The organism is Gordonia sp. 852002-51296_SCH5728562-b, from assembly GCF_001665475.1.
Lineage (GTDB): Bacteria > Actinomycetota > Actinomycetes > Mycobacteriales > Mycobacteriaceae > Gordonia > Gordonia sputi.
This window is the reverse complement of sequence record NZ_LZMI01000028.1, coordinates 49332-74465: the sequence shown is the minus strand read 5'-3', so window position 1 is coordinate 74465 and position 25134 is coordinate 49332. Positions and strand designations below refer to the sequence as shown.

Annotated in this window: 21 protein-coding genes and 1 tRNA gene; 8 read left to right on the top strand and 14 right to left on the bottom strand. The window is 65.0% G+C overall.

What is annotated here, in order from left to right; translation table 11 throughout:
- Nucleotides 1-3: 3 nt before the first annotated feature.
- From A5766_RS05995 to A5766_RS05985, 3 genes are all read right to left on the bottom strand, one after another.
- Nucleotides 4-1614, bottom strand: coding sequence for a peptide chain release factor 3 (locus tag A5766_RS05995; protein ID WP_064903833.1), 1611 nt, complete (start codon nt 1612-1614; stop codon nt 4-6).
- Between the two features lie 70 nt (nt 1615-1684).
- The gene (locus tag A5766_RS05990) at nt 1685-2701 is read right to left on the bottom strand and encodes a beta-ketoacyl-ACP synthase III (protein ID WP_005207203.1); all 1017 of its coding nucleotides are present in this window, start codon (nt 2699-2701) and stop codon (nt 1685-1687) included.
- Between the two features lie 50 nt (nt 2702-2751).
- Nucleotides 2752-3453, bottom strand: a complete 702-nt coding sequence (locus tag A5766_RS05985; protein ID WP_064862493.1) for a PadR family transcriptional regulator — start codon at nt 3451-3453, stop codon at nt 2752-2754.
- A 272-nt stretch (nt 3454-3725) separates the two neighbouring features.
- Here A5766_RS05985 and A5766_RS05980 point away from each other — a divergent pair, with 272 nt between their 5' ends.
- Both A5766_RS05980 and A5766_RS05975 read left to right on the top strand, forming a co-directional pair.
- Entirely contained in the window at nt 3726-4739 is a 1014-nt protein-coding gene (locus A5766_RS05980) for a daunorubicin resistance protein DrrA family ABC transporter ATP-binding protein (RefSeq protein ID WP_005207205.1), read from the top strand.
- A complete protein-coding gene (locus A5766_RS05975; RefSeq protein ID WP_064862492.1) occupies nt 4736-5497 on the top strand; it encodes an ABC transporter permease in 762 nt (253 codons plus the stop codon). The genes A5766_RS05980 and A5766_RS05975 overlap by 4 nt, the downstream gene beginning before the upstream one ends.
- Nucleotides 5498-5613: 116 nt before the next feature.
- Here the strand turns inward: A5766_RS05975 and A5766_RS05970 are convergent, their stop codons facing one another.
- The 4 genes from A5766_RS05970 to A5766_RS05955 all read right to left on the bottom strand — a co-directional run bounded on the left by A5766_RS05970 (nt 5614) and on the right by A5766_RS05955 (nt 10008).
- Nucleotides 5614-6684 (bottom strand): beta-ketoacyl-ACP synthase 3, encoded by a 1071-nt coding sequence (locus A5766_RS05970; protein ID WP_156527382.1) that lies wholly within the window; start codon nt 6682-6684, stop codon nt 5614-5616.
- A gap of 151 nt (nt 6685-6835) precedes the next feature.
- On the bottom strand, nt 6836-8671 hold the full coding sequence (locus tag A5766_RS05965; RefSeq protein WP_005207208.1) for an SLC13 family permease: 1836 nt from the start codon (nt 8669-8671) through the stop codon (nt 6836-6838).
- A 93-nt stretch (nt 8672-8764) separates the two neighbouring features.
- Nucleotides 8765-9331: an aminoacyl-tRNA hydrolase gene (pth, locus tag A5766_RS05960; protein ID WP_005207209.1), complete on the bottom strand. Its 567-nt coding sequence runs from the start codon at nt 9329-9331 to the stop codon at nt 8765-8767.
- A 50-nt stretch (nt 9332-9381) separates the two neighbouring features.
- On the bottom strand, nt 9382-10008 hold the full coding sequence (locus A5766_RS05955; protein ID WP_005207210.1) for a 50S ribosomal protein L25/general stress protein Ctc: 627 nt from the start codon (nt 10006-10008) through the stop codon (nt 9382-9384).
- 236 nt (nt 10009-10244) lie between these two features.
- Here A5766_RS05955 and A5766_RS05950 point away from each other — a divergent pair, with 236 nt between their 5' ends.
- Complete coding sequence (locus A5766_RS05950) at nt 10245-10700, top strand: limonene-1,2-epoxide hydrolase family protein (protein WP_005207211.1); 456 nt, start codon at nt 10245-10247, stop codon at nt 10698-10700.
- 11 nt (nt 10701-10711) lie between these two features.
- Here A5766_RS05950 and eutC read toward each other — a convergent pair whose 3' ends face one another.
- Genes eutC through eat form a run of 3 tightly spaced genes read right to left on the bottom strand, consistent with a single transcriptional unit; the run spans nt 10712 to nt 14339 of the window.
- Nucleotides 10712-11500: an ethanolamine ammonia-lyase subunit EutC gene (gene eutC, locus A5766_RS05945; protein WP_005207212.1), complete on the bottom strand. Its 789-nt coding sequence runs from the start codon at nt 11498-11500 to the stop codon at nt 10712-10714.
- Complete coding sequence (locus tag A5766_RS05940) at nt 11497-12903, bottom strand: ethanolamine ammonia-lyase subunit EutB (protein WP_005207213.1); 1407 nt, start codon at nt 12901-12903, stop codon at nt 11497-11499. Before A5766_RS05940 ends, eutC begins: the two co-directional genes overlap by 4 nt.
- On the bottom strand, nt 12900-14339 hold the full coding sequence (gene eat, locus A5766_RS05935) for an ethanolamine permease (protein WP_005207214.1): 1440 nt from the start codon (nt 14337-14339) through the stop codon (nt 12900-12902). Before eat ends, A5766_RS05940 begins: the two co-directional genes overlap by 4 nt.
- A 210-nt stretch (nt 14340-14549) precedes the next feature.
- Between eat and A5766_RS05930 the strand changes: the two genes are divergently transcribed.
- Both A5766_RS05930 and A5766_RS05925 read left to right on the top strand, forming a co-directional pair.
- The gene (locus tag A5766_RS05930) at nt 14550-16046 is read left to right on the top strand and encodes an APC family permease (RefSeq protein ID WP_039856157.1); all 1497 of its coding nucleotides are present in this window, start codon (nt 14550-14552) and stop codon (nt 16044-16046) included.
- Nucleotides 16047-16089: 43 nt separating this feature from the next.
- On the top strand, nt 16090-16827 hold the full coding sequence (locus A5766_RS05925) for an IclR family transcriptional regulator (RefSeq protein WP_005207216.1): 738 nt from the start codon (nt 16090-16092) through the stop codon (nt 16825-16827).
- Nucleotides 16828-16831: 4 nt separating this feature from the next.
- Here A5766_RS05925 and arsC read toward each other — a convergent pair whose 3' ends face one another.
- Genes arsC through glmU form a run of 4 tightly spaced genes read right to left on the bottom strand, consistent with a single transcriptional unit; the run spans nt 16832 to nt 20952 of the window.
- Nucleotides 16832-17206, bottom strand: coding sequence for an arsenate reductase (glutaredoxin) (arsC, locus tag A5766_RS05920; protein ID WP_005207217.1), 375 nt, complete (start codon nt 17204-17206; stop codon nt 16832-16834).
- Nucleotides 17207-17216: 10 nt separating this feature from the next.
- Complete coding sequence (locus A5766_RS05915; RefSeq protein ID WP_005207218.1) at nt 17217-18416, bottom strand: MFS transporter; 1200 nt, start codon at nt 18414-18416, stop codon at nt 17217-17219.
- 25 nt (nt 18417-18441) lie between these two features.
- Nucleotides 18442-19419: a ribose-phosphate diphosphokinase gene (locus A5766_RS05910; RefSeq protein WP_005207219.1), complete on the bottom strand. Its 978-nt coding sequence runs from the start codon at nt 19417-19419 to the stop codon at nt 18442-18444.
- Nucleotides 19420-19476: 57 nt separating this feature from the next.
- Entirely contained in the window at nt 19477-20952 is a 1476-nt protein-coding gene (gene glmU, locus A5766_RS05905; RefSeq protein ID WP_064903831.1) for a bifunctional UDP-N-acetylglucosamine diphosphorylase/glucosamine-1-phosphate N-acetyltransferase GlmU, read from the bottom strand.
- A 212-nt stretch (nt 20953-21164) separates the two neighbouring features.
- Between glmU and A5766_RS05900 the strand changes: the two genes are divergently transcribed.
- From A5766_RS05900 to A5766_RS05890, 3 genes are all read left to right on the top strand, one after another.
- Nucleotides 21165-21920, top strand: a complete 756-nt coding sequence (locus A5766_RS05900) for an SDR family oxidoreductase (RefSeq protein ID WP_064903828.1) — start codon at nt 21165-21167, stop codon at nt 21918-21920.
- A gap of 359 nt (nt 21921-22279) precedes the next feature.
- Nucleotides 22280-22351 (top strand) — tRNA-Gln (locus A5766_RS05895).
- Nucleotides 22352-23294: 943 nt separating this feature from the next.
- Nucleotides 23295-24797: a hypothetical protein gene (locus A5766_RS05890; protein WP_156527381.1), complete on the top strand. Its 1503-nt coding sequence runs from the start codon at nt 23295-23297 to the stop codon at nt 24795-24797.
- Nucleotides 24798-25134 lie beyond the last annotated feature (337 nt).

Sequence of the window (25134 nt, the reverse complement as noted above, 5' to 3'; positions counted from 1 at the left end):
TGGTCAATCAGCCGTTGCGACAAGCGGTTCGAGCGTCAGGTCGCCGTGTTCCTTCTCGATGTACTGCAGTCGCCACTTGTCGCTGAAGAGTGCGAGTATCGCGCCGTCGGTCCGTGTGAACACCTCGACGCCGCGCTGGCGGTTGAGCTCCGACGCGCTGTCGGCGTCGGTACGACGGGCGAGGCTGTACCCGAGCGGCTCGATCACGGTGTCGACGTTGAACTCCGTCTTCATCCGTGCGGTGACCACCTCGAACTGCATCGGTCCGACAGCGGCCAGTACGGGCGACGCGTCGCCGCGGGTCTCGTTGCGCAACACCTGCACGACGCCCTCGCTGTCGAGCTGATCCATGGCCTTGCGAAACTGCTTGTACTTGTCCGCGGTGGTGACACGCAGCGTCGAAAAGTGTTCTGGCGCAAAGGAAGGGATGGGCGGGTACTGGATGCGCGGGCCGTCGTAGAGTGTGTCGCCCGGCGCGAGCGCCGTCGCGTTGACGAGGCCGACGACGTCGCCGGGGTAGGCGGTGTCGACCGTCGAGCGGTCGCGGCCGACGACGGTGTGAGCGTACTTGGTGGCGAAGGGTTTTCCGGTCTGCGCGTGGGTCACGACCATGCCGCGTTCGAACTCGCCGCTCACGATGCGCATGAAGGCCAACCGGTCACGGTGGCTGGAGTCCATGCCTGCCTGGACCTTGAACACGACGGCGCTGAACGGATCGGTGACCTCGCGTTCGGTGCCGTCGATTCCGGTGCGACCCGACGGTGCCGGCGCGAGCTCGACGAGCGCGTCGAGCAGTTGGCGGACACCGAAGTTCAGCATCGCCGAGACGAAGATCATCGGCGACGTCTGGCCTGCGAGGAAGAGTTCCTCGTCGTGATCCTGGCCCATCTCGGAGAGGAGTTCACTCTCTTCGACGGCCGCGATCCAGGCGTCGCCCTCGCGCTCGAGAGCGGCGTCGGGGTCGAGCAGTTCCTCCGGTGCGATCTTGGCCCCACCGGCGGTGCGGGTGAAGTGGATGTACTCGCCGGTGCGGCGGTCGAGGAGTCCGCGGAAATCGCCTGCGATGCCGACGGGCAGGAACAGCGGGGTGGGGATCAAGCCGATGCGTTCGCTGATCTCGTCGATGAGCTCCAACGGGGTGCGACCGGGGCGGTCCCACTTGTTGATGACGGTGATGACCGGGATGCCGCGGTGGCGACACACCTGGAACAGTTTGAGCGTCTGCGGCTCGAGGCCCTTGGCGGCGTCGATGAGCATGACCGCGGCGTCGACCGCGGTGAGCACTCGGTAGGTGTCCTCGGAGAAGTCGGCGTGGCCGGGGGTGTCGACGAGGTTGATGACCGCGCCGGGGCCGTCGGTGCCTTCGAGGGCGTAATTGAACTGCAGGGCGGTCGAGCTGACGGAGATTCCGCGAGCCTTCTCCATCTCCATCCAGTCCGACACCGTCGACTTACGGCCGGCCTTGCCGTGGATGGCGCCCGCCTCGCTGATCACGTGCGCGTGCAACGCCAGGGCCTCGGTCATCGTCGACTTACCCGCGTCGGGATGGGAGATGATGGCGAAGGTACGTCGACGCTGGGCTTCGAGCCGCAGCTCACGCGCGTCAGAACTCACCAGACGAGGCTACTAGCCGGGCGAGCGTCGGAGCAAAACGCTCGACGCCGCCCGACGGTCGGGCCAGACGCTACTCGAACGGGACCGGCGGCATCTTGACCACCTGCGCCGCGTAGCTGAGTCCCGCGCCGTAGCCGAGCAGCAGTGCGGTGTCGCCCGGCTTGGCCTTGCCGGTTGAGAGCAGATCCTCCATGGCCAGCGGGATCGACGCCGCCGACGTGTTGCCGGTGTATTCGATGTCGTTGGCCACCGGGGTGCCCTCGGGCAGATGCAGCGTCTTCGCGAGCAGATCGTTGATGCGGGTGTTGGCCTGATGGGGGACGAAGACGTCGAGGTCTTCGGCGCCGATCTTGGCGGCGTCGAGCGCGCGCTGTGCCACCTTGCCCATTTCGAAAGCGGCCCAACGGAATACCGCGGTGCCCTGCAGTCGCACGTAGGGCCGCTGCACCCGGTCGCCGTCGAGGAAGGTCACCCAGTCGATGTCCTGGCGGATCGCGTCGTATTGACTGCCGTCGCTACCCCAGATGACTGGTCCGAGCTGCTGGTCCTCGGTGGGTCCGACGACGACGGCGCCGGCGCCGTCGCCGAAGATGAAGCAGTTGGTGCGGTCGGTCATGTCGAGGGTCACCGACAACTGCTCGGCGCCGATGACGAGGACATGCGTTGCGCTTCCGCCGCGCACCATGTCGGCGGCGAGCGCCATGCCGTAACCGAATCCGGCGCAGCCGACGGTGACGTCGAACGCGGGAACACCGTTCGCGCCGAGTTCGGTGGCGACCTTCGTCGCGCCCGCCGGGGTCATGAGCAGATGGGTGTTGGTCGCGAGGATGACGGCGTCGATGTCGGAGCCGGAGAGCAGGGCATTGGCGATCGCCGTGCGCCCGGCCTTCACGCCCATCTCCACGACGTCCTCGTCGCGACGCGCGAAGCGTCGGGTCTTGATGCCGGTCCGCGTGTAGATCCACTCGTCGGAGGAATCGATGTGCTCGCAGATCTCGTCGTTGGTGACGACGCGCTCGGGACGGTACGCACCGATGCCGAGCATGCCGATGTTGTTGACGCCCGCTGTATCCGCGATCTCTGCCATGAGGTTCCTTCCGTTATGCGACCCGACATAGACCGTCTCACATCGCGGCGCTACTCGGAAGTACTGATGCGCGGCGACGAGGCATCTTGGCCGGGCTCACCCTGCAGAATGCGCCTGTAATCGGTGCGGTCGACGGTCATCTGGTGGCCCGGGTCGTCGGGTGGTGGCGTCCAGTCGGCGTTCTCCAGAAACGACAGCGTCCCGTTCTGGACGTCGGCGATGACGTCGGTGAGCCAATCCGCCTCGGCCTGCGCGAGGCGCAACCACAGGCGAGCACCTTCCATGGCATGCGGTGGAGCGTAGGGGTTGGCATCGGGTTCGGTGGCTGCGGTGTATTCGCGCATCACCTCCTGCAGCGTCACCAAACGCTGTTTGAGCAGCGTCGTCGCGTGGTCGTCGCCCAGGAGTGGCAGGAGATTGAACGCCGCCTGGAACGCGCTGCGGTCGAAGACGTCGACGCCGATCATCGCGTGCTCGAGCATGCTGTGCAGCCTGACCCGACCCGACTCGGTGATCTCGTAGACGCTGACCTCGCGTGAGCCGTCGGAGACTTCGCGTCGCGTGAGATCGCCTGAGTCGCTGAGCTTTCCGAGGGCGTGGTAGATCGAGCCCGGATTGACGTTGGCCCATTTGTCGACCTGCCACGACAACAGTTCGCGTCGGATCTGATAGCCGTTGACCGGCCCGAAGATCCCGACGACGCCGAGCAGGAGTAGCGGCGTCGTCGGTGGGATCGGTGGCGTGGAAGCCATGACCTGACAGTAATGCGTCGACGCGGATTCCGAATCGAGGGCAGGGGTTGTCCGCATTTCGATGAATCATCGACGAGCAGGTGGTCAGTACAAGCAGAGAGAGCCACGAGGTGGGCGCCGTCGGGTTTCCGACGCCGCCGACGACTACCTCTGCGACGAAGCCGGCATCTAGTCAACTTTGACTAAATGGCCTATATTCAAGTTTGAACACTATGCGTGAGCGGCTCATTCGACGTTCACACGCAGAGAGGGGACGAGCTGTGACACCGACGATGATCCAAGCGCGAGGTCTGGTGCAGACATTCACGACGGGGCGAGGCAAGAACAAACGCGAGGTGCGAGCCGTCGACGGCGTCGACCTCGATATTCACGAGGGCGAGGTGGTCGGATTTCTCGGCCCCAACGGCGCGGGGAAGACGACCACGCTGCGCATGTTGACGACGTTGCTGCGGCCAACCGCCGGAACCGCGACCGTCAACGGATACGACGTCGTGCGCGAGTCGGTGATGGTCCGTCGCAGTATCGGATACGTGTCGCAGGCGGGTGGAACGTTCAGCCAGGCCAGGGCGGGCGACGAGGTGGTCGACCACGGGATGCTCTACGGACTCTCACACGCCGACGCCACTCGACGCGGGCACGAACTGTTCTCCCGACTCCAACTCGACGGACTGTGGGAACGGCAGCCCAAGAACATGTCGGGTGGTCAGAAGCGTCGCCTCGACATCGCAATGGGATTGATCCACGATCCCTCGCTGGTCTTCCTCGACGAACCGACCACCGGCCTCGACCCGCAGGCGAGAGCGAACCTCTGGGACCACATCAGCAGGCTGCGCACCGAGCGTGGCGCCACGGTCTTCCTCACCACGCACTACCTCGACGAGGCCGACGAACTGTCGGACCGCATCCTCATCATCGACAACGGCAAGATCGTCGCGGCCGACACCGCTCAGAACCTCAAAGACCAGGTGTCGGGCGACCTCGTCGACCTCGAGATCCAGCTGGCAGCCGAGGTCGACATAGCCGCGGATCGTCTACGACGCATCGCCAACTCCGTCGAGACCGACGGCCGCCACGTGCGCGGCCGTGTGCGGCACGCGGGACGCGAGATACCGGGACTGCTCCGCGAACTCGACGCCTCGGGCATCGCGCTCGACAGCATCGAGGTGCTGCGACCGACCCTCGACGACGTCTTCCTCACGATGACCGGGCGTTCACTGCGCGACGCTCAAGCCACGAGCGAAGACGCCGCACTCGAAGAACTCGACAACGAAGGAGCCATCCGATGAACTTCCTCCGCGATTCCACCATCGTGTTCCGTAGACAGATCCGGATGAATCTGCGTAACCCGGCATGGGTACTGATCGGGGTGCTGCAACCCGTGCTCTACCTGCTGCTGTTCGGCCCGCTGCTCAAACCCATCGTCGACCAGTTCCCCGGCGGCGCCGACAATGCCTACACGTTCCTGGTGCCAGGACTCCTCGTGCAGCTCGGATTCTTCGGCGCGATGTTTGCCGGGTTCAGTCTGATCGGGGAGTGGCGCGAAGGCGTCGTCGAAGCCGAACGCGTGACGCCCGCGAGCCGCACCGCACTGCTGGCCGGTCGGCTGATGCGCGACGTGCTGCAGTTGTTCGTCCAGGCGCTGATCCTGGTGTTCCTCGGCTACGCCATGGGTATGCGCGGATCCGTCAGCGGCGCGATCGTCGGCATCGCAATCACGCTGCTGATCGGCGCAGCGTGCGCCGCGGCGTCGAACGCGCTTGCCCTGACCGCCAAGAGCGAAGACGTCATGGCGCCGGTCATCAACATGGTGATGATGCCGGTGCTGTTGCTGTCGGGAATCCTGCTGCCGATGACGCTCGGACCGATGTGGCTGCAACGGGCCAGCGATTTCATGCCGTTCCGCTGGATCGTCGACGCCGTCCGCAGCAGCTTCGTCGGAGGCGTCGCGACGTCGACGGTCGCGTGGGGTCTGCTCACCGCCATCGCGCTGGCGATTCTCGGAACATGGTGGGGCACAGCGGTATTCCGCAAGGAGAACGCGTAGCGGGTGCTACCCCAGGTCGTCGAAGCTGCTCACCTTCGGCGCCGGGGGCAGAGTTACGGTGTCACCCGAGGTCGTCGAAGCTGCTCACCTTCGGCGCCGGGGGCAGAGTCACGGTGTCACCCGAGGTCGTCGAAGCTGCTTACCTTCGGCGCCGGGGGCAGAGTTACGACGGCCCCGGCGTAGGAGAGGCCCGCGCCGAACCCGAGCAGCAGCGCGGTCTGGCCGCCCTTGGCCTTGCCGGTGGCCAGCATCTCTTCCATCGCGAGCGGGATCGACGCCGCCGACGTGTTGCCGGTGTTCTCGATGTCGTTGGCCATCGGCAGGCCGTCGGGGAAGCCCAGGTTCTTCTTCATCAAGTCGTTGATCCGAGCGTTCGCCTGGTGGGGTACGAACACCTCGATGTCGTCGATACCGATGCCGGACTGCTCGATGACCGACGACAGCGCCTTGGGCAGTGTGATTGCCGCCCAGCGGAAGACGCGTGAACCCTCCATCGTGACCACCATGCGGCCGACGGGCTCGGTCTCCGGATCCTTGTGCTGGTACTCCTGAGCGCGATCCATGTACTCGGGAATGTCGTAGTTCTGGCCGATCGCCTCGGCGTTCTCGCCGTCGGAACCCCAGACGGTAGGGGAGATCCCGTTGTCGTCACTCGGTCCGACGACGACCGCGCCGGCGCCGTCGCCGAAGATGAATGCGGTGTTGCGGTCGGTGGGCTCCATGACGACCGACATCGTCTCGACGCCGACGACAAGCACGTACTCGGCTGAGCCCGCGCGCACGGTGTCGGCCGCGACGCCCAGGGCGTAGCCGAAGCCGCCGCATCCCGCGGCGATGTCGTAGGCGGGAATTCCGTTGAGGCCGATGTCGTAGGCCACGATCGGGCCGCCGTGCGGGATCTTGGTCTTCCAGCTGTTGGTGGCCAGAATCAGCGCACCGATCTTGTCCTTGTCGATCCCGGAGTTCTCGATGGCCCGCTCGGCTGCGGCTGCGGCCATCGACCGCGCGGTCTCGTCGCCGCTGATCCACCGGCGATTCCGGATGCCGCTGCGCTCGAAGATCCACTGATCCGAACTGTCGAGAACCTCGCACACCTCATCGTTGCTGACCAGGCGCTTCGGTCGGTACGCGCCGATGCCCAACATCGCTACGTTCTGATGGCCTGTGTTGGCGGCGATGACGGTCACGCGTACTTCCCTTCGACAAACGGATCACGCAGCGGATAGCCCTGCGTCCGAAAAGAGTGTAGGCCCCGCCACATCCGGTGACGAACAAGGCCGCTTCTCACGGCTCCTGCTCGCCCCGGCCGTCGAGTGCGTCTCAGCGGTTGAGGGGGTATCAGCCGTTGATCGGCCAGAACACCGGGACCAGGGTCACGGTGACGATCAGCCAGCAGATCATCAGCACGATCCCCAGTCGCCAATAGTCGCCGAAGCGGTATCCGCCCGGATTCATCACGATCATGTTGGCGGGAGTGGCGATCGGTGTCAGCAGGGAAGCGGCGGCTGCGACGCAGACCACCATGAGCACAGTTCGAGCGTCGACACCGACGTCGGCCGCGGCGACGAGCGCGATCGGAATGACGATCAGCGCGGTGGCGACGTTGGAGATGAACTGTCCGAGTGAGGCCGTCAGCACGAACAGCATCGCGAGCAGAAGATACGCACTGTGCCCGGACACGAGGTCGACGATGGGTCGTGCGATCAACTCGGCACCGCCACTGCTCGTGATCGCCGCCGACATCGGGATCAGCGCGGCGATCAGAACCAGCGTCGCCCAGGGAACGGCACGATATGCCTGCTCGCTCGACAGCACGCGGAACAGCACCATCGCACCCGCGCCGAGTAGGCCGGCGACCACCGGGGGCACGACCCCGCTCGCCAGCAGCGCGATCGTGGCCACCAGGATGACGGCCGCGCGCGGAGCACTCCGTCCGAGTGGAACCGTCTGCCGCCGAACGGTTTCCGACGACGCGACCACCAGAACGTCCTTGTCGTCGGCCAGTGCGTCGAGCGCGCCCCACGGTCCGTACACCAGTAGGGCGTCGCCTTCCTGCAGCGTCGACGCGCGGGACGAGACGTCGTCGTTCTGCCTGCGCACCGACAACACGAGCAGTCCGTCTTCTGCGCGCACCATCCCGCCGAACGCCGGTCGTCCGATCCACGACGAGCGCGGCGGGATCACCAACTCACAGACTCCGTTGTCGCGGTTGATGAGACTGTCGTGGCGACGACTCATGCGCCTGCCGATGGTGTCCTCGACGGTGAGGTCGGTGTCCCGCGCGAGCGTCTCGACGGCGGTGCCCACGCCGGAGACGACGAGTACGTCCGACGGTTCGAGCTTATGCGTCGAACTCAGTACGCGGCCACGTTCGGACTGTGCGGCGACCGTGTCGATCGCGTCGTCGGTGATGGCGGCGCGGACAGTCTTCCCGACAAGCGTCGACGCCGCTTCGACGTGCAGGCGAAAGGTACGCACGCCGGTCGTCGCCAATCCCGACAATTCATAATGCTCAACGACGTCGCGCTGGTATCTGCTGAAATCCTCTGGCAGTGACTGTGATTCGCGACGCGGGATCAGCCGGTCGCCGACAAGCGCGATGACAACCAGCGTCCCCACGACCAGGGGGACGCCGATGAGGGAGAAGCCGAAGTAGCCGATCGAGGAACCGGTTTGCTCGGTGGCGGCTTCATCGATGATGACGTTGACCGGGCTGCCGCTCAGCGTGAGCAGTGAACCGGCGCTCGCGGCGAACGCGAGAGGGAGCAGTACGCGCGACGGTGACAGATGCGCCCGCCGCGCGACGGCGACGCTGACCGGGACCAACGCTGCCGCTGCGCCGTTAATCGTGATGAGTGGACTCAATGCCGCGGCGAGAACCATGATGGCGGCAACCACCCTGGTGCGTGTGCGACCTGCGACGCGCGCCAGCACGCTGCCCAGCCATGCGGTGATTCCCGACGCCTCGAGTCCCTCGCTGATCACGAACAGGGCCGCGATGAAGGCGATGACGCTCTGACCGAGACCCGAGGTCAGTTCGTCGAACTGCACGAGTCCGAGGAAGTAGAGCGCCAGCGCCGACCCGATGGCGACGAGGCCGACCGGCAGCTTGTTGATGATGAACAACACGACCGTGACGCCGAGGACGATGAGGCTCAGGGTGGCGTCCGACATTGGACCATCGTTGCACCGAGAGTGCACTCATGCTGCGGTGTCGGGCAGTGCGTGCCGCTTTTCAGTCAGCGGCGGCGTCGCCGAATCGCGGTATCACCAGGTGTGGACGACGTTCTGCGCTGCCTCGAGACCCGAGGCGATCAGCGCCTCGGTGGCGTCGGCGCCGTGCTGGATGAGTAGTTCGACGTCGGCGCGTGCCGACGACGGAAAGGGTTTGAGCACGAAGTCGGCGGGATCCTGGCGGCCGGGCGGGCGACCAATGCCCAAGCGGACGCGGTAGTAGTCACGCGATCCGAGTGCCTGGCTGATCGAGCGCAGGCCGTTGTGGCCGCCTTCGCCGCCACCGAGTTTGAGGCGGACGGCACCGAAGTCGATGTCGAGTTCGTCGTGCAGCGCGATCAGATCCGACGGGTTGATCGAGTAGAACTTCGCGAGTGGGCCGATCTCGCGGCCGGTGGTGTTCATGTACGTGCGTGCACGTGCCACCAACACCGACTGGCCGGCGAGCGTGATGGGTGCCACCATCGCGCCGGAGCGCTTGTGCACCTTCCATCGCTCGCCGGCCGTCGTGACGAGATGGTCTGCGACCATCGCGCCGATGTTGTGACGCGTCCGCTCATACTTGGAACCGGGATTACCGAGTCCGACAACAAGTTTCATGATTCCTGTGTCATCAGTAGTGGCGGAGCGTCGGAAGAGGTGACGCCGAATTACTCGGCCTCGGCCTCAGCGGCGGCGGCGTCGGCGTCAGCCTGCTCCGCGTCGGTCTCTTCCTCGAGCTCTGCGGCGGTGGTCGCCTCGTTGACTGCGACGATGAGGGTCTCCGGGTCGGTGATGAGCTCGACGCCCTGGGGGAGGACCAGGTCCGACGCGTGGACCGACGTGCCGACTTCCTTGCCCTCGACGTCGACGACGATCTGCTCGGGAATCGACAGTGCGTCGGCCTCGATCTCGACGGTGTTGGCGTCCTGGGTGACCAGGGTGCCGGGAGCGGCGTCGCCCTCGACGACGATGGTGACCTCGACGGTGACCTTCTCGCCGCGCTTGATGACGAGCAGGTCGACGTGCTCGATGTAGTTGCGGATCGGGTGGATGTCGATCTGCTTGGTCAGCGCGAGCTGGCTGGTGCCCTCGATGTCGAGGTCGAGGACCGCGTTGGTGCCGTTGTTACGCAGGATGGCGGCGAAATCGCGAGCCGGGAGGTTGAGGTGCTGCGGGTCGGTGCCGTGGCCGTACAGCACGGCGGGCACGTTGCCTGCGCGACGAGCGCGTCGAGCGGCGCCCTTGCCCTTTTCGGTGCGGGTGGTGACTGCCAGTGCGTTTGCCTGGGTTGCCATGTGACTCTCCTTGGTGGTTCGGCCGCGTCTGTGCGTGCAGCCGGGTGGTCGGTGCTCGGCGCTCTGTGGCAGTTCCGCAGGCCGACAATCCACGACCACCTGCGGAAACTCGAGTCCGCAAGGAGATGTGCGATGGTCGCGCCGATTACGGTGACTGCTCACCCTCGCCGAGACAACCCGTCAAGAATAGACGACGACCTGCGGTGAAGTCACATCGCGCACCGTACGGTGACACCATGACCTCTCGTACCCCTGATCGCGTCGTCACCGACTTCCTCGACGCGCTCGCCCGCGACGACAGTTCCGCAGCCATGGCCGACCTCGACGACAACATCGTCTACACCAATGTCGGACTGCCGACGATCCGTGGCAAACGCAACGTCGCCAAGGTCTTCGGCGCCATGGACGCGTCGTCATTCGCCGGATTCGACTACGGGATCATCAACATCGCCACCGACGACACGGTGGTGCTCACCGAGCGGATCGACGAGATCCGGCTCGGTCCCGTGCGAATCCGGTTCTGGGTGTGCGGGCGCTTCGAGGTTCTTGACGGTGCGATCGCCGTGTGGCGCGACTACTTCGACTTCTGGGACATCACCAAGGGCTTCGTGCGTGGACTGGTGGGTGTCGTCGTTCCGTCGGCGGTGCAGTCGCTACCCGCGCGCACGGTCGACGCCCCCGGGATCATCTAAAGCCCCGCGACCTAGCCGAGTTCGCCCTGCGCAGCGGCAGCGGCGACGGCGGGGTCGGCAGACGAGGTGTCTTTGAGTGCGACGCCCGACGCGCCGAGTTGCCGTGCCCCGGACACCAGTGCTTCGACGATCCGGGCGGCGTCGCGGTATCCGAGCCCGTCCGGCGGATGGATGTTGGAGATGCAATTGCGTTCGGAGTCACGACGTCCCGGCTCCGGACGATAGGTCAGGTAGATGCCGAGGCTGTCGGCGACGGACAGTCCCGGGCGTTCCCCGATGATCACGAGAAGGATCTCGACGCCGAGCGCCTCCCCGATGTGATCGCCGAGCGCGACGCGTGCCTGGGTGGCAACGACCGGCGGAGCGATCGAGAATTGCGGCGAGAGTCCGGCAGCGATCGTATCGACGAGCGTGACCGCGTGCGTGTCCACCGCCGTCGCCGACAAGCCGTCGGCGATCACGAAACCGATTTCGGCACCTGAATGTTGCACTGCGGAAAGGTCATTCGGGATTCGGCCGAGGTCGGGTCGGCGCAGATACTCCGCCCGCGACGACGCCTGACTCGTGACGACCGCCGGCTCGCCCAACCCCAGCCCCTTCAGACCGTCGACGACGCCGTCGGAGTCCATCGGGGTGTGCACGGCGTCGCGTGCTGCCGCGTGATCGGCCTGGAACTGCAGCACATCAGCACTCGACAGCGCATTTCCGCTGCGCTGCAAGCCGATTCGGGCCTGGGTGAGTCCGCGCATCGATTTCCACGGATCGACCGACGGGATTGATTGCGTCTCGGGCGTGTTCACGACGCCGCCAGTCCGCGCAGCGCCGACGTCTGCGGGTCGAGTGGCACGACGTGGCCGCCGTCGTCGGCCATGCCGATCGTCTGCATCCACTCCTCGAATTCCGGTGCGGCGCGCAGGCCCAGGACGTCGCGCAGGTAGAGCACGTCGTGAAAAGACAGGCTCTGGTAGCCGAGCATGATGTCGTCGGCGCCCGGCACGGTGATGACGAATCCGACTCCGGCCATCCCGAGCAGGCTCAGCAGCGTGTCCATGTCGTTCTGGTCGGCCTCGGCGTGGTTGGTGTAGCAGACGTCGACGCCCATCGGCAGCCCGAGAAGCTTGCCGCAGAAGTGATCTTCGAGTCCCGCGCGGATGATCTGCTTGCCGTCGAAGAGATACTCGGGGCCGATGAATCCGACGACGGTGTTGACCAGCAGGGGTTCCAGCGACCGGGCGACCGCGTAGGCGCGCGCCTCGAGGGTTTGCTGGTCGACGGGCCGGCCACCGGTCCCGAGGTGAGCGCCTGCCGACAGTGCCGAGCCCTGCCCGGTTTCGAGATACATCACGTTGTCGCCGACGGTCCCGCGGTGCAACGACCGCCCGGCCTCATTGCCTTCGTTGAGAACTGCCAGGTCGACGCCGAATCCGCGGTTGGCGCCCTCGGTGCCCGCGATCGACTGGAAGACCAGGTCGACCGGCGCGCCCGCCTCGACCAAGCCGATCGTCGTGGTGACGTGCGAGAGCACGCACGACTGCATCGGAATGTCGAAACGCTGCCGCACGTCGTCGAGGAGTTCGAGCAGCGTCGACGTCGCCTGTGGTGAGTCGGTTGCCGGGTTGATTCCGACGACGGCGTCGCCGCAACCGAGTAGTAGCCCATCGAGCAGACCGGCGGCGATACCCCTCGGATCGTCGGTCGGGTGGTTGGGCTGCAGTCGGGTGGCCAGTCGTCCCGGCAGCCCGATGGTGGTGCGGAATCCGGCGGTGACCTCCATCCGCCGCGCGACCGCGATCAGATCCTGATTGCGCATCAGCTTGCTGACAGCGGCAACCATCTCCGGGGTCAACCCGGGCGACACCGCCTGCAGCCGCTGCGTCCCCCCGGGCGCAACGACCTGTTCGAGCAGCCAGTCACGCAGGCCGCCGACCGTCAGGTGCGAGATGGGTGCGAATGCCTCGCGGTCGTGGGTGTCGATGATCAGGCGCGTCACCTCGTCGGACTCGTACGGGACGAGCATTTCCTCGAGGAACACGGTGAGTGGGAGGTCGGCGAGCACCCATGCCGCCGCCGCGCGCTCGGCGTCGGATTGTGCTGCGCACCCGGCCAATTCGTCGCCAGAACGTGCCGGCGTGGCTTTGGCCATCACGTCGATGAGATCGGCGAACTGATAGGTGTGTCCGCGAAGTGAATGGCTGTAGGTCACGAGAGTCCCTCTTCGGCGTCGGCAATGGCCTCGAACTCTTCGTCGGCACTGGCGAAGACCAGCCGCTTGCGGCTGTAGAGGCCAAAATACGCCATGAAGAGGGCGAACACGATGAGACAGCCGGTTGCCGCCTTGATGTCGACGAGGAAGGTGGCCACGAGCGCGAGCACTGCGATGACGAGCGCGAACGCCGTCGTCACGATGCCGCCCGGCGTCCGGTACGGGCGTGCCAGTTCTGGCTCCCGGATGCGCAGCACGATGTGGCTGATCATCATCAGCACATAGCTCAGCGCCGCACCGAAGACGGCCATGTTGAGCAGCATGGCGCCCTGCCCGGTCAGCGACAGGATGAAGCCGACGATGCCGGGCACGATGAGGGCCAACGTCGGGGACTTGCGGGAGTTGGTCACCGACAACGACTTCGGCAGGTAGCCCGCGCGCGAGAGTGCAAAGAGCTGTCGCGAGTAGGCGTAGATGATCGAGAAGAAGCTCGCCACCAGGCCTGCGAGACCGATGTAGTTGACGACGGTGTGCGCGGTACCGCTGCCCAACGCCTCGACCAACGGGTTGCCCGAAGTCTGCATGGCCGACGCCCCGCCCGCGCCGGGCACCATAAACAGCACCAGCGCGCACGTGCAGATCAGCGCACACATGGCAGCGATGATCCCGCGCGGCACATTGCGAGCGGGGTTCTTGGCCTCCTCTGCGGCGAGGGGCACACCTTCGACGGCGAGGAAGAACCAGATCGCGAACGGGATGGCTGCCCAGATGCCGAGGTATCCGTGGGGGAGGAAGGAGTTCGCGCCCGCCGCGTCCGTCGGAGCGATATCGGTGAGGTTCGACCACGAGAAGTCGCCGATCGCCGCAATAGCGAACACGATCAGCCCGGCGAGTGCGATGGCGGTGATCACGAACATCACCTTCAATGCTTCGCCGACACCTGCGAGGTGCACGCCGATGAAGATGGCGTAGACCACGAGGTACACCCACCAGCCGTCGGTGATCCCGAACAGGTGCAGTGATTCGACGTATGCGCCGATGAAGGTGGCGATCGCCGCGGGCGCGATTGCGTACTCGATCAGGACCGCGGTGCCGGTCGCCATTCCGCCCCACGTGCCGAGAGCCCGGCGGGCGAAGGTGTATCCGCCTCCTGCCGCGGGTAGGGCCGAGCTCATCTCGGCCATGCCGAGCACCATCGCGAAATACATCGCGGCGATGATGACGGCCGCGATCGCCAGGCCGCCGAAGCCGCCCTGCTCGAGCCCGAAGTTCCACCCGGAGTAGTCGCCGCTGATGACGTAGCTGACTCCGAGGCCCGCGAGCAGCACCCACCCGGCCGTGCCGGTCTTGAGTCGACGTTTGTCGAGGTAGTCGGTCGAACTCGCGGTCGACGACGTGGCAGCCGTGGTGCCGCCTCCGGACTCGATTGTGCTCATGAACGCGCCTTTCGTGCGGAGGCGAGATCACCGTCGGTCTCGCTGCTTAATCGATTCCGGCAGAACGGTACGGGGTGTGTGTCACGTCACAATGGCACCAAGGTAAGGGCGGCTGAGAAATGGGAGAGCTGGATTTCTCACGCGGGTTAACACGCTGGAAACACGAAAACGATGCGTCGCAACGAGCGCTCCGTCACGGTAGAGGGCGCTATGCCGACATCCTCCACTGCTGAATCAACGGGCGAATCGCTGACGTCGACGTACCCGCTGGTCGCCGACGAGTCGCCGGTGCGCGGCCTGACTCGTCGTCAGCTTCCCTTCATACCCGTTTTCGCTCAGTCGGTCGCGGCCATCGCGCCCGCCGGGACATCGGCGGTGACGCCGTTGTTCGTGATCGCCGCGATGAGCGGTGCAGGCGGTGTCATCTCGTTCGCCGTCGCGATGGTCGTCGTCATGATGATCTCGGCGTGCGTGCGGCCGATGGCGCAACGACTCGCCGTCGTCGGCGGCCTCTACTCCTACGTGGCGCAGGGATTCGGTCCGCGTGTGGCGCTGCCAACGGCGTGGTCGGCGGTCGTCGGTTACGGCTCGGTGAGCATGGCGGGACTCCTCGCAGTTGGCTTGTACCTCAACCACATTGCCGTCAGCATCGGGGTGTCGACGTCGGTGTGGCTGCCGATTGTCTGTGTGATCATCGTCGTGGCCGCCCTCGTCATGACCGTGCTGATGGTTCGCGGGATCAAGGTCTCTGCGACCGCCACACTCGCGATCGAGGTCGTCGCCGTTGTCATCCTGGTCGGCCTCATGGTGTGGCTCGGGATCACGCATCATTCGGCGGACTGGTCGAAGGTGTTCGCACCGCAGGTCGACGTCGGGTCGATGGGTCTGATGATCGTGGTCGCGGTCAGCGCGTTCGTCGGATTCGAGAGTGCGACGACGCTGTCGGCCGAGGCGCGTCGACCCTTCCGCAGCGTTCCGCGCACCCTGCGCTGGACACCGATCGCCGCGGGTGTCATCTATCTGCTCGCGGTGACCACGCAGTCGCTCGCGATGTTCGACGCCCCGGCGGGTGTACGGGAGAGTTCCACACCCCTGGCCGCCCTGTTCCTCTCCGACGGCACCCGCGTTACAGCGGTCATCCTCGACATCGGGATCGCGACGTCGTTCTTCGCATGCGCTCTGGCCTCGGTCAACGCCCTCGTGCGCGTGCTGTTCACGCTGGGGCGCGAGCGTGTGGTTCCCGAGGCGTTCGGCCGCACTCATCGTCGCTTTCACACGCCTGCCCTCGCGACGGTCTGGGCGATGGCGATCGTGACGCTCGGACCGCTCGTGTTCCTCTGGTGCGGCGGCAATCCGCAGGACGGCATCCGCGACTTTTTGACGCTCAGCGCGCTGGGCTACATGGGCAGTTACCTGACCGCGTGTCTCGCCTCTCCTGTGCTGCTCGGCCGAATCGGGGAACCCAGCAGGCGCATCATGATGCTCGGTGTGATCACGGCGGTCATCCTCGGCGTGTTGTTGGTGACTGCCTTCGGCACCGGCATCGGACACGGTCGGGTTCTCGGCGTCGTCTACGTCGCGTCGATGGTCGTGGTGACGGCGCTCGTGCTGTTCGTCGCACGGCGCAGTCCTCGACTGCTCGCCGGTGTCGGTGTCTTCGATGCGACCACGAGCGCCGACATTCTCACCACGGCGACGCTGCGGTGAGCAGGGGAGGGAGTCGGTCGTCGAACCGGGGTGAGGGGGCGAGATGGCGATAGGTCGTGCGCCGAAATCGGATTCGGTGGTGCGCGCGCTGCAGATCATCGAGACTGTCGCAGACCTCGGCATAGGTACAACGGCCCGCGACATCGCAGAGCGCCTCGACCTCCCGTCCGCGAGCACCTACCGCCTGCTCAACAGTCTCGTCGCCGACGAGTTCCTGGTGCGGACAGCCGATTTGCGTGGTTTCGCGATCGGCACCCGTCTCGCCTCCTTCGTCGACGGGGTCGCCACGCCTCCGGTCCCGGCGCGCGCGGCCGAGCGCCTCGACGACTTCCGGGGCTCGGTACGCTTCGCCGTCCATCTGCTCTACTTCAGGCCCGCCTCGGTGCGCGTCCTCGACGCCGACCCCGACCATCCGCTCGACGGCGTCGGCGAGCTCATGCGGTATCTCCACGCGTCGGCCGCGGGCAAGCTCCTGCTGGCCTCGCTGTCGCAGTGGCGTGACGTGCTGGAGCTGCCGCTCGTCCCCGTCACACCTGCAACGATCATCGATCCTGCCCGACTCGAAGAGCAGATCGTCGAGATACGACGCACCGACGTCGCGGTCGACGACGGTGAACTGGTGGTGCACCACGCCCATCTCGCCGTGCCGATCTACGACGTCGACGGTGCGGTCCGCGGTGCGGTGATGATCGGCGGGGTGTCGAGCAGACTCGAGGCGATCTGCTCACTCACCGACGCCGCGCGCGGGCTGGCGAACGCAGTTGGGCCGCTGCTGTTCTGAGCGGTCAGAGGATCTCGTCGAGCTTGTCGAGTGGGCGAGCGAGGCGAGTTCCCTTGTCGGTCACCACAAACGGACGTTCGACGAGTATCGGATGCGCCACCATCTCGTCGAGCAGTTTCTCGTCCGACGCGGCGTCGAGGTCGAGTTCCTTGTAGAGCGCCTCGCGCTTACGTGCGGCCTGGCGAACCGTGACGCCGGCATCGGCGAAGAGCTTCTCGAGTTGCTCGCGGGTGTACGGCTCGTCGACGTACTTCACGATCGTCGGCTCGACACCCTCGTCGCGGAGGCGCTGTAGGGCTTTGCGGGAGGTCGAGCACTTCGGGTTGTGGTAGATCGTCGCGGTCTCGGTGTTGCCAGTCGCCTCGCGCCCAGTGTTCATGGCGGCAACCTTACCCAGGCACTGCGGCCGGATCGTCGGGGCTCACGCGCGTGGGGAGGGTGAGTGCGACGGCAAGCGCGACCGTCGCGCACACGGCTCCCACGATGACGGGTGCGAGCGCGCCGCCGCGCTCGATCGCGAGGGCACCGAGCAGAGCTCCGACACCGATCGAGAAATTGAACGTCGTGGAGTACAGCGTCGTCGCCGATTCCCGGTAGGCGGGCGCGACGCGGAACACCGTCGTCTGCAGGCCGATCGGGGCGGCGGCGTATCCGGCGGCCCAGACGAGGAGTCCGACGAGAGCCGCGGGAAGCCACAGACTCGCGACGGGCGTGAGTATCAGTGCACCCGCGAGGACTGCGATGATCGCCGCCAGCGACCACCGCACCGACTGCGTCCGGGTCAGGAACGCCCCGGCCGTGAAGTTGCCCGCGACCCCTGCCACGCCCATCACCAGCAGGACGACGCCGACCAGGTCGGCGTCGATTCCAATGATCTCCACGATGAACGGTGTGACGTAGGTGTAGGCGGCGTAGGCGCCGGTGATCAGCAGCGCGGTCACGATGAGGGTCGTTCGGAGATTGCGCATCCGCAGCAAGCGGGGGAGTCCGCGAAGCCCGATCGTCTCGCTGTCGCCGGGCACCGATCTCAGCAGTACGGCCAGGGCGGTCAGGGTCACCGCGCTCAATCCGGCGAGTGTCCAGTACGCGGCCCGCCAGCCGAACGCCTGCCCGATCACAGTGCCGACGGGCATGCCGAGCACCGACGCCAGCGACACCCCTGAGAACGCGATCGTGGTTGCGCGGACGGCAGCGTTCGGCGGCACCAGACGCACCGCGGTTGCGGCGACGATCGCCCACATCAACCCGAGGGCGACGCCGATCGCCATGCGGACCGCCACCAGCATCGTGTAATTCACGGCGAGTGCGGTGAGCGTGTTCCCGACGACGAAGGCGGCCATCACCGCGAGCAGGATCGGGCGACGGTCGAGGCGTCGTGTCGCCGTGGAGAGGGTGGGTGCACTGATCGCGGCCACGAACGCGAAGAACGTGACCGTGAGGCCGATGGTGCCCTCGGAGACGTCGAGGTCGGTGGCCATCGGACGGAGTAATCCAATGGGCATGATCTCGGTGGTGGTGATGGTGAACACACCGAGCCCAAGCGACACCACCGCCGCCCAATCGCGTCGGGCGGCGGTGGTCGTCAACATGGTTCGTTGATCGAGCTGGTCGAGATCAGGCGTTGCCGTCGAAAAGGCTTGTCACCGAACCGTGTTCGAACACCTCGCGGATGGTCTGTGCCAGCAGCGGGGCGATCGAGATCACGGTCAGCTTGTCGAAGCGCTTCTCCTGCGGGATCGGGAGCGTGTCGGTCACGATGACCTCGTCGGCCTCGGAGTTGGCGAGGCGCTCGGCGGCCGGATCGGAGAAGACCGCGTGCGTCGTGGCGATGATGACGTCGCCCGCGCCCGCTTCCTTCAGCTTCGAGACCGCGCCGACGATGGTGCCGCCGGTGTCGATCATGTCGTCGATGACCACGCAGGTGCGGCCTTCGACCTCACCGACGACGCGGTGCGCGACGATCTGGTTGGCGACCATCGGGTCACGGGTCTTGTGGATGAACGCGACCGGCGCGCCGCCGAGTGCGTCCGACCACTTCTCGGCCACGCGCACACGACCCGAATCCGGCGAGACGACGACGAGGTTCTCGATGCCGTACTTGCCGCGGACGTAGTCGGAAAGCTGTCCCTGAGCGTGCATGTGGTCGACGGGGCCGTCGAAGAAGCCCTGGATCTGATCGGTGTGCAGGTCGACCGAGATGATGCGGTCGGCGCCTGCGGTCTTCATCAGGTCGGCGATGAGGCGGGCCGAGATCGGTTCACGGCCGCGGGCCTTCTTGTCCTGACGTGCGTACGGGTAGAAAGGCAGGATCACGCTGATGCGCTTGGCCGAGCCACGCTTGAGCGCGTCGATCATGATCAGCGCCTCCATCACCCACTCGTTGAGCGGGGCGGGGCAGCTCTGGATCACGAACGCATCCGAACCGCGCACCGACTCCTCGTAGCGAACGAAGATCTCGCCGTTGGCGAAGTTCCGCGCGGTCTGCGGTGTCAGCTTGATGCCGAGTTCGTCGGCGACAGCCTGCGCGAGGTCGGGGTGTGCACGCCCCGAGAACAGCATCAGGTTCTTCTGGTTGTCGGTGGTCCAGGTCATGGAAACTCTTCTACTCGATCGTCGGCCGGTGGGTGGCTCTGCCAGCGGGTCACGTGGCTAGGAGCCGGGCTGTTCGGGCTGAGTATCGGCCGCGCCTGCCTCGATCGCTGCGCGTGCGGCAGCCGTATCGGGGCGTTTGCGGGGTACCCAACCGTCGATGTTGCGTTGTGGACCCGACGAGACCGCGAGGGCGCCGGGCGGGACATCGTCCCGAATGACCGTACCTGCCCCGGTATACGCGCCGTCACCGACCTGCACCGGAGCGACGAACATGTTGTCCGATCCGGTCCGGCAATGCGACCCGATCACCGTTTGATGCTTGTTCACCCCGTCGTAGTTGACAAAGACGCTCGACGCCCCGATGTTCGACTCCTCGCCGATCGTCGCGTCGCCGACGTAGGTGAGGTGCGGAACCTTGCTACCTGCGCCGATGGTGGCTTTCTTGGTCTCGACGAAGGTGCCGATCTTGCCGCGCTCACCCAACTCGGTACCCGGCCGCAGGAAGGCGAACGGGCCGACGGATGCGTCGTCGGAGATCACCGAGTCGGAGCCGTGCGTGCGGATCACCGACGCCCCCCGGCCGATCGTCACGTCGGTGAGCGTGGTGTCGGGGCCGACGACGGCATCTTCGGCGATACGGGTGGCACCGTGCAGTTGGGTGCCCGGCTCGATGCGTACGTCGCGCTCGATGTGTACGTCGACGTCGATCCACGTCGAGCCCGGATCGACGACGGTGACGCCCGCGAGCTGGTGGCGACGGATGGTCGAGGCATTGAGCGCGGCGCCGAGCGCGGACAGTTGCGCGCGGTCGTTGCAGCCCGCGACCACCAGCGGATCGTCGACGACATGCGCCCGGACGGTCTTGCCCGCGGACCGTGCGATCTCGATGACGTCCGTCAGATAGAACTCGCCCTGCGCGTTGTCGGTGGAGAGTTGTTGCAGCGCTGAGCGCAGTGCCTGCGCGTCGAAGGCGTAGATGCCCGCGTTGACCTCGGTGATCGCGCGCTGAGCGTCGCTTGCGTCCTTTTCTTCGACAATGGCCTGCACCGAGCCGTCGTTGGTCCGGATGATCCGGCCGTATCCGGTCGGCTCGTCGGCGATGAAGCCGGTGAGCGTGACGGCGGCGCCGTCTCCCGCGGTATGTGTGGCGACGAGGGCCTCGATCGTCTGGCCGTCGAGGAGTGGGATGTCGGCGGCGGTGACGATCACCGTTCCGGTGAAGTCGTCGGGGAGTGCGGTGAGACCGGCGCGCGCGGCGTCGCCGGTGCCGGCGGGCGAATCCTGAACGGCCACAACAATGTTGGTGCCCAGCTCAGCTGCGATCTCGTTGACGGCCGCCGTGACGCGTTCGCGTTCGTGGCCCACGACGGCCACGAGTTGATCTGGGGTTGCCGCTGCTGCGCCATGCAGCACATGGCCGACGAGCGAACGTCCACCGATGGTGTGCAAGATCTTGGGAGTCTTGGATTTCATCCGAGTGCCCGCGCCCGCGGCGAGGACGATCACGGCTGTCGCGGCTGACTTCTCTGTCATGTCCACCTCCGGGATTCGACGACTGCGCGCCGCGCGCACCGACTGACCGCGTCCGGCGTGGCGACGGACCGATACTACTGACTCGTTGACGACGCAGAAGCGTCAGTGCAGGTAGTGGCCGGGGTGCAGGTGGTGACGGCCACCCGAACGGCGACTGATAGAACCGAGGGGACGCACGTCACAGGAGACGTACACGCAATGGAGGAGTTCGCATGAGCACTCAGAAGACAGCAATCGTGACCGGATCGGGTCGGGGCATCGGCGCGGCGGTGGCCAAGCGCCTCGCCGACGACGGTCTGGCCGTCGCCGTTCTCGACATCACCGAGGAGGCCGCAGCCGACACCGCGAAGGCCATCAACGACGCGGGCGGCAAGGCGATCGCCGTCGGCGCAGACGTCTCCGACGAGGCGTCGGTCAACGCGGCCGTCGAGAAGGTCGCCGCCGAGCTCGGCGCACCGACGGTGCTGGTGAACAACGCGGGCATCCTGCGCGACAACCTGCTGTTCAAGATGAGCGTCGACGACTGGGACGCCATCATGGGCGTGCACCTGCGCGGCGCCTTCCTGATGAGCCGCGCATGCCAGAAGTACATGGTCGACGCCGGTTGGGGCCGCATCGTGAACCTGTCGTCGACCTCCGCTCTGGGCAACCGCGGCCAGGCCAACTACTCCGCAGCCAAGGCGGGTATGCAGGGCTTCACCAAGACGCTGGCGATCGAGCTGGGCAAGTTCGGCGTGACCGCCAACGCGATCGCCCCCGGCTTCATCGAGACCGACATGACAGCGGCGACCGCTGCCCGCGTCGGCATGGACTTCGAGGAGTTCAAGAAGCTGAACGCCTCCGCCATCCCCGTCGCCCGCACCGGCAAGCCCGAGGACATCGCCCACACCGCCTCGTTCTTCGCCTCCGAGGGCGCAGGCTTCGTCTCCGGCCAGGTCATCTACGTCGCCGGCGGCCCGAAGGACTGATCCCCGCCGCCCGCCGCCGCTCGAGCTGACCACCGCTGGTCGAGCTTGTCGAGACCACCCCGCCGGTCGAGCGCACGTTCCGCTGGTCGAGCTGACCGCTGCTGGTCGAGCTGATCACCGCTGGTCGAGCTTGTCGAGACCACCCCGCTCGGCAGATGTGTGTCGTTTGTGAGGATGTGGGTGCTGCAGCACCCACATCTTTACGTTCGACACACATTTAGGCCGGCCGGCTCCGCTGGCCGAGAGCCCCGCGGTCGCGTGCACTCCGCTGGTCGAGCTTGTCGAGACCACCCCGCCCAGCTCGACGCCCCTGTGGCACAATCGTCTGCCGTGCCTGTGGCACACTTCTAGGCGAGTAATCCCCCATGGTGTAATCGGCAACACTTCTGATTTTGGTTCAGGCATTCCAGGTTCGAGTCCTGGTGGGGGAGCAATGAGAAGACGAGCTCAGGGCTGGTTTCGCTACATCTCCGTGAGCCACGTGTCGACACCATGTCGACACGGCACGCGAGGAACCTCGAAATGAACGACCCCGCGACTAGGTTTTCGAGCACCTGAGAGCGGCGGCTTCCAGGTGTTGACCGTTCGCGCCTGACAGCGGTCGCCGATCCCCTATCGCGACACTGCACCAGACATCCCGACGGAACCAACATGCTAGGTGCCGCTTGCGCAGAGGCGCATCTTCCACGCCTAAAGTGCGAGCAACGGCCACGACTGTCGGAACTCGAAACTCGGCTTGAAGAACGTAATCTGGCGGCAAAGCAGGGCGGGCGCGATTCGCGCATGCGACAACCGTGGGTGCCGCGGAAGCAGGCCGTGCGAGCACGATCCCGATGTCGACGCGCGGCACCCACGAGAGATAGCTCAGGTTGTGGCCGTTCTCACGAGGGGGAGTGCAGTCTGGTGAATTCCTCAGCGGCGTTGAAGATACAAATCCGCTTCTGCGCCCTGTGTGGTTCGCGCGGACCTGTCAACTATCGCGCGGGCGCTGATGGACAGCATCTGTTTGTCCGGTACCTGCCGGGTACTTGGGTGCTCGGTCGTTCTGAATGGTTCCGTGCGCGGTGCCTTCTCAAACCTACTTTGTTAGTAAAATAACGCGAACTGCAAAGTATTTGGTTCTCCCGATGTATTCTCTATTTATCTGTGCACTCCGTGACAGGCCAGATTGTACGTCTAAGCCAAGGAGGAAACTTGCATCCGATCGCGTACTTTTTGCCACAGCCCCTTGAAGAAGTGTTCTTATCCGAGATTCGCGAAGTCTCGAAGACGATCAATACGCCGCGGCCAAGGCCGCCGCGGCGTCGGCCCGACATAGATCCCTTTGTTCGGTGCGCAGACAGTGCCGAGAAAGGCTGTATAAGGATTCTAAGGATGCTGGACCCTGCAAATGCAGTCGCACTCTGGTTTGAGATTAGAGAAAGCGTTCCAGAGATCGATACTCTATCAAATGTCGGAATACTTGAGAGCGCGTTGTGGGCGCTGGGTGCGGCTGGCGGTGGGGCCAGTACTGATACGCTGGTGATGCAGAGATACTTTCGACTATTTGGCCGATGGTGGGCAGCCAAAAGCGCCATAGTGATGTTTGAAGCGATGTCTTTGGAAGATTTTGACGAAGCTTTGCCGGCCACGACCGCAATGGCGTTTGCCTCCGCTGATGGTCGGGAGTTCCAGTCACGGATTGCGTCTGGGTTTATTCGATTCCGATGGATCGCGCGCGAAGTTTCGGCAGCGCTGGTAAAAGAAATAGAGGAGGCCCCGGAGTTTGCAGCACTACTTCCGGACTTCACCGATCGCAACCTCAAGCAACTCGAATTAGGTATTGATATGTACGGGTCGCGCTTGCTTCCCTTAAGTATCGATGATGGCGGGGCTCGTATCGCACAGCACCTTTCAGTTGCCGCGGGAAGCTTGGCCGGCACGGAGCTAATCGACCTCGCTACGTCGAACATCCGTTCCGAGCGTCCTTGGATCAGATTCCAAGACGCTCTTGTGCCAGTCGCACTCCGGACTGCCAACCTGGAGATCGAATCGGGGCTACTTGCGGCCGTGGACCGCATTTTGCTGAGCAGTAAACTGCCAGCCGCCACTAAGGGTGAACTCTTCGAAAGAACTGCACAACAGCTCATACTCGAAGCCCTGGGCCATGGATATCGCGGACCTCAGCGTCCAGCCACGCTTGCTTGCGGTGTTGCATACGAGAGGGCGGATGACCGAGATGTCGACTTTGCTGCAATCGCCCCCAATTCGGGCAGTGTTATAGCGATAGGAGAGGTTAAGGCGAAGTCGCGCAGCAAAAAGACAAGAAGTGCTCTCGAAGCGTTCATGGCGCAGATTGATGAAGTGTCAGAGCAGATTTCTTTAAGGCTCGATGCGCTTGAGAAAGGTTCGTCCTTGAAGGATGGCCATGGTAGAGAGTATACTTCCATGAATCCGGTTCTTGGCCTTGGGATTTTGCTCCATGGCTATGGTGGAAACTTGACCGATTCCAGAACAATGTCGGCGTTGCCGAACGCTGCGACTAGAGAATTGGTCGCGATCCTTGACATCCACTCCTGGATAATTGTTCTGAATATGTTCGACTCCCCGATGGAACTCCAAGAATACCTGCGGTTCCGTTTCCAGCTGCGCGAGCTTTCGGTGATAGCCATGGACGAAGCAGACTTGGCCATCGCATACCTCAGCGGTCCGGAGCGGACCTTGAGCTTCTTTCGATCGACCTTGCCTAAAAGTAAAGGGCAGGAGTCGGTACGCACGTTGAACGGGTGCTTCGTGTCGGCGAAGGATTCGATCGAAACTTTGAAACCGTCATCGAGTGAAGGATGGCGAGCAACGCTTTATAGTGTCGCTGAGAACAATACGATCTTCGAAAACTAAGTAAGATCGCCCGGTTCGGCTCCGAAGCAATGACGGTCGCGGCCGATGCTTCCAACGCTGGAGAGACATCGCGAGGATTGCTGCGAATCGTGTCTACGCTATGCGCTGATCTTTCCGGCCACCTCGAGGGGGAGGACACAGCGCGCCGCGTATGATGCCGCGAACCCGGACGTCGCACGGCGAGAGGGACGAGTCCGACTGCTCGCCAGCAAGGGGGGCGACGAACCATGTGTTAGTGAGTATCCGGCGTAGGACTGCTGCCCGATCGTCTGGCCATCTCGGAAAGTGTCTCGTCCATCCGACTGAAGGCTGACGCGAACTTCCATGAAACCAGTGA

What these genes read in the sequence shown, in the direction of transcription:
- A5766_RS05990 (WP_005207203.1), bottom strand. Translation starts at nt 2,701, where the DNA reads ATGGCAGAGATCGCGGATACAGCGGGCGTCAACAACATCGGCATGCTC.
- A5766_RS05985 (WP_064862493.1), bottom strand. Translation starts at nt 3,453, where the DNA reads ATGGCTTCCACGCCACCGATCCCACCGACGACGCCGCTACTCCTGCTC.
- A5766_RS05980 (WP_005207205.1), top strand. Translation starts at nt 3,726, where the DNA reads ATGATCCAAGCGCGAGGTCTGGTGCAGACATTCACGACGGGGCGAGGC.
- A5766_RS05975 (WP_064862492.1), top strand. Translation starts at nt 4,736, where the DNA reads ATGAACTTCCTCCGCGATTCCACCATCGTGTTCCGTAGACAGATCCGG.
- A5766_RS05965 (WP_005207208.1), bottom strand. Translation starts at nt 8,671, where the DNA reads ATGTCGGACGCCACCCTGAGCCTCATCGTCCTCGGCGTCACGGTCGTG.
- pth (WP_005207209.1), bottom strand. Translation starts at nt 9,331, where the DNA reads ATGAAACTTGTTGTCGGACTCGGTAATCCCGGTTCCAAGTATGAGCGG.
- A5766_RS05955 (WP_005207210.1), bottom strand. Translation starts at nt 10,008, where the DNA reads ATGGCAACCCAGGCAAACGCACTGGCAGTCACCACCCGCACCGAAAAG.
- A5766_RS05950 (WP_005207211.1), top strand. Translation starts at nt 10,245, where the DNA reads ATGACCTCTCGTACCCCTGATCGCGTCGTCACCGACTTCCTCGACGCG.
- eat (WP_005207214.1), bottom strand. Translation starts at nt 14,339, where the DNA reads ATGAGCACAATCGAGTCCGGAGGCGGCACCACGGCTGCCACGTCGTCG.
- A5766_RS05930 (WP_039856157.1), top strand. Translation starts at nt 14,550, where the DNA reads ATGCCGACATCCTCCACTGCTGAATCAACGGGCGAATCGCTGACGTCG.
- A5766_RS05925 (WP_005207216.1), top strand. Translation starts at nt 16,090, where the DNA reads ATGGCGATAGGTCGTGCGCCGAAATCGGATTCGGTGGTGCGCGCGCTG.
- arsC (WP_005207217.1), bottom strand. Translation starts at nt 17,206, where the DNA reads ATGAACACTGGGCGCGAGGCGACTGGCAACACCGAGACCGCGACGATC.
- A5766_RS05915 (WP_005207218.1), bottom strand. Translation starts at nt 18,416, where the DNA reads ATGTTGACGACCACCGCCGCCCGACGCGATTGGGCGGCGGTGGTGTCG.
- A5766_RS05910 (WP_005207219.1), bottom strand. Translation starts at nt 19,419, where the DNA reads ATGACCTGGACCACCGACAACCAGAAGAACCTGATGCTGTTCTCGGGG.
- glmU (WP_064903831.1), bottom strand. Translation starts at nt 20,952, where the DNA reads ATGACAGAGAAGTCAGCCGCGACAGCCGTGATCGTCCTCGCCGCGGGC.
- A5766_RS05900 (WP_064903828.1), top strand. Translation starts at nt 21,165, where the DNA reads ATGAGCACTCAGAAGACAGCAATCGTGACCGGATCGGGTCGGGGCATC.
- A5766_RS05890 (WP_156527381.1), top strand. Translation starts at nt 23,295, where the DNA reads ATGCTGGACCCTGCAAATGCAGTCGCACTCTGGTTTGAGATTAGAGAA.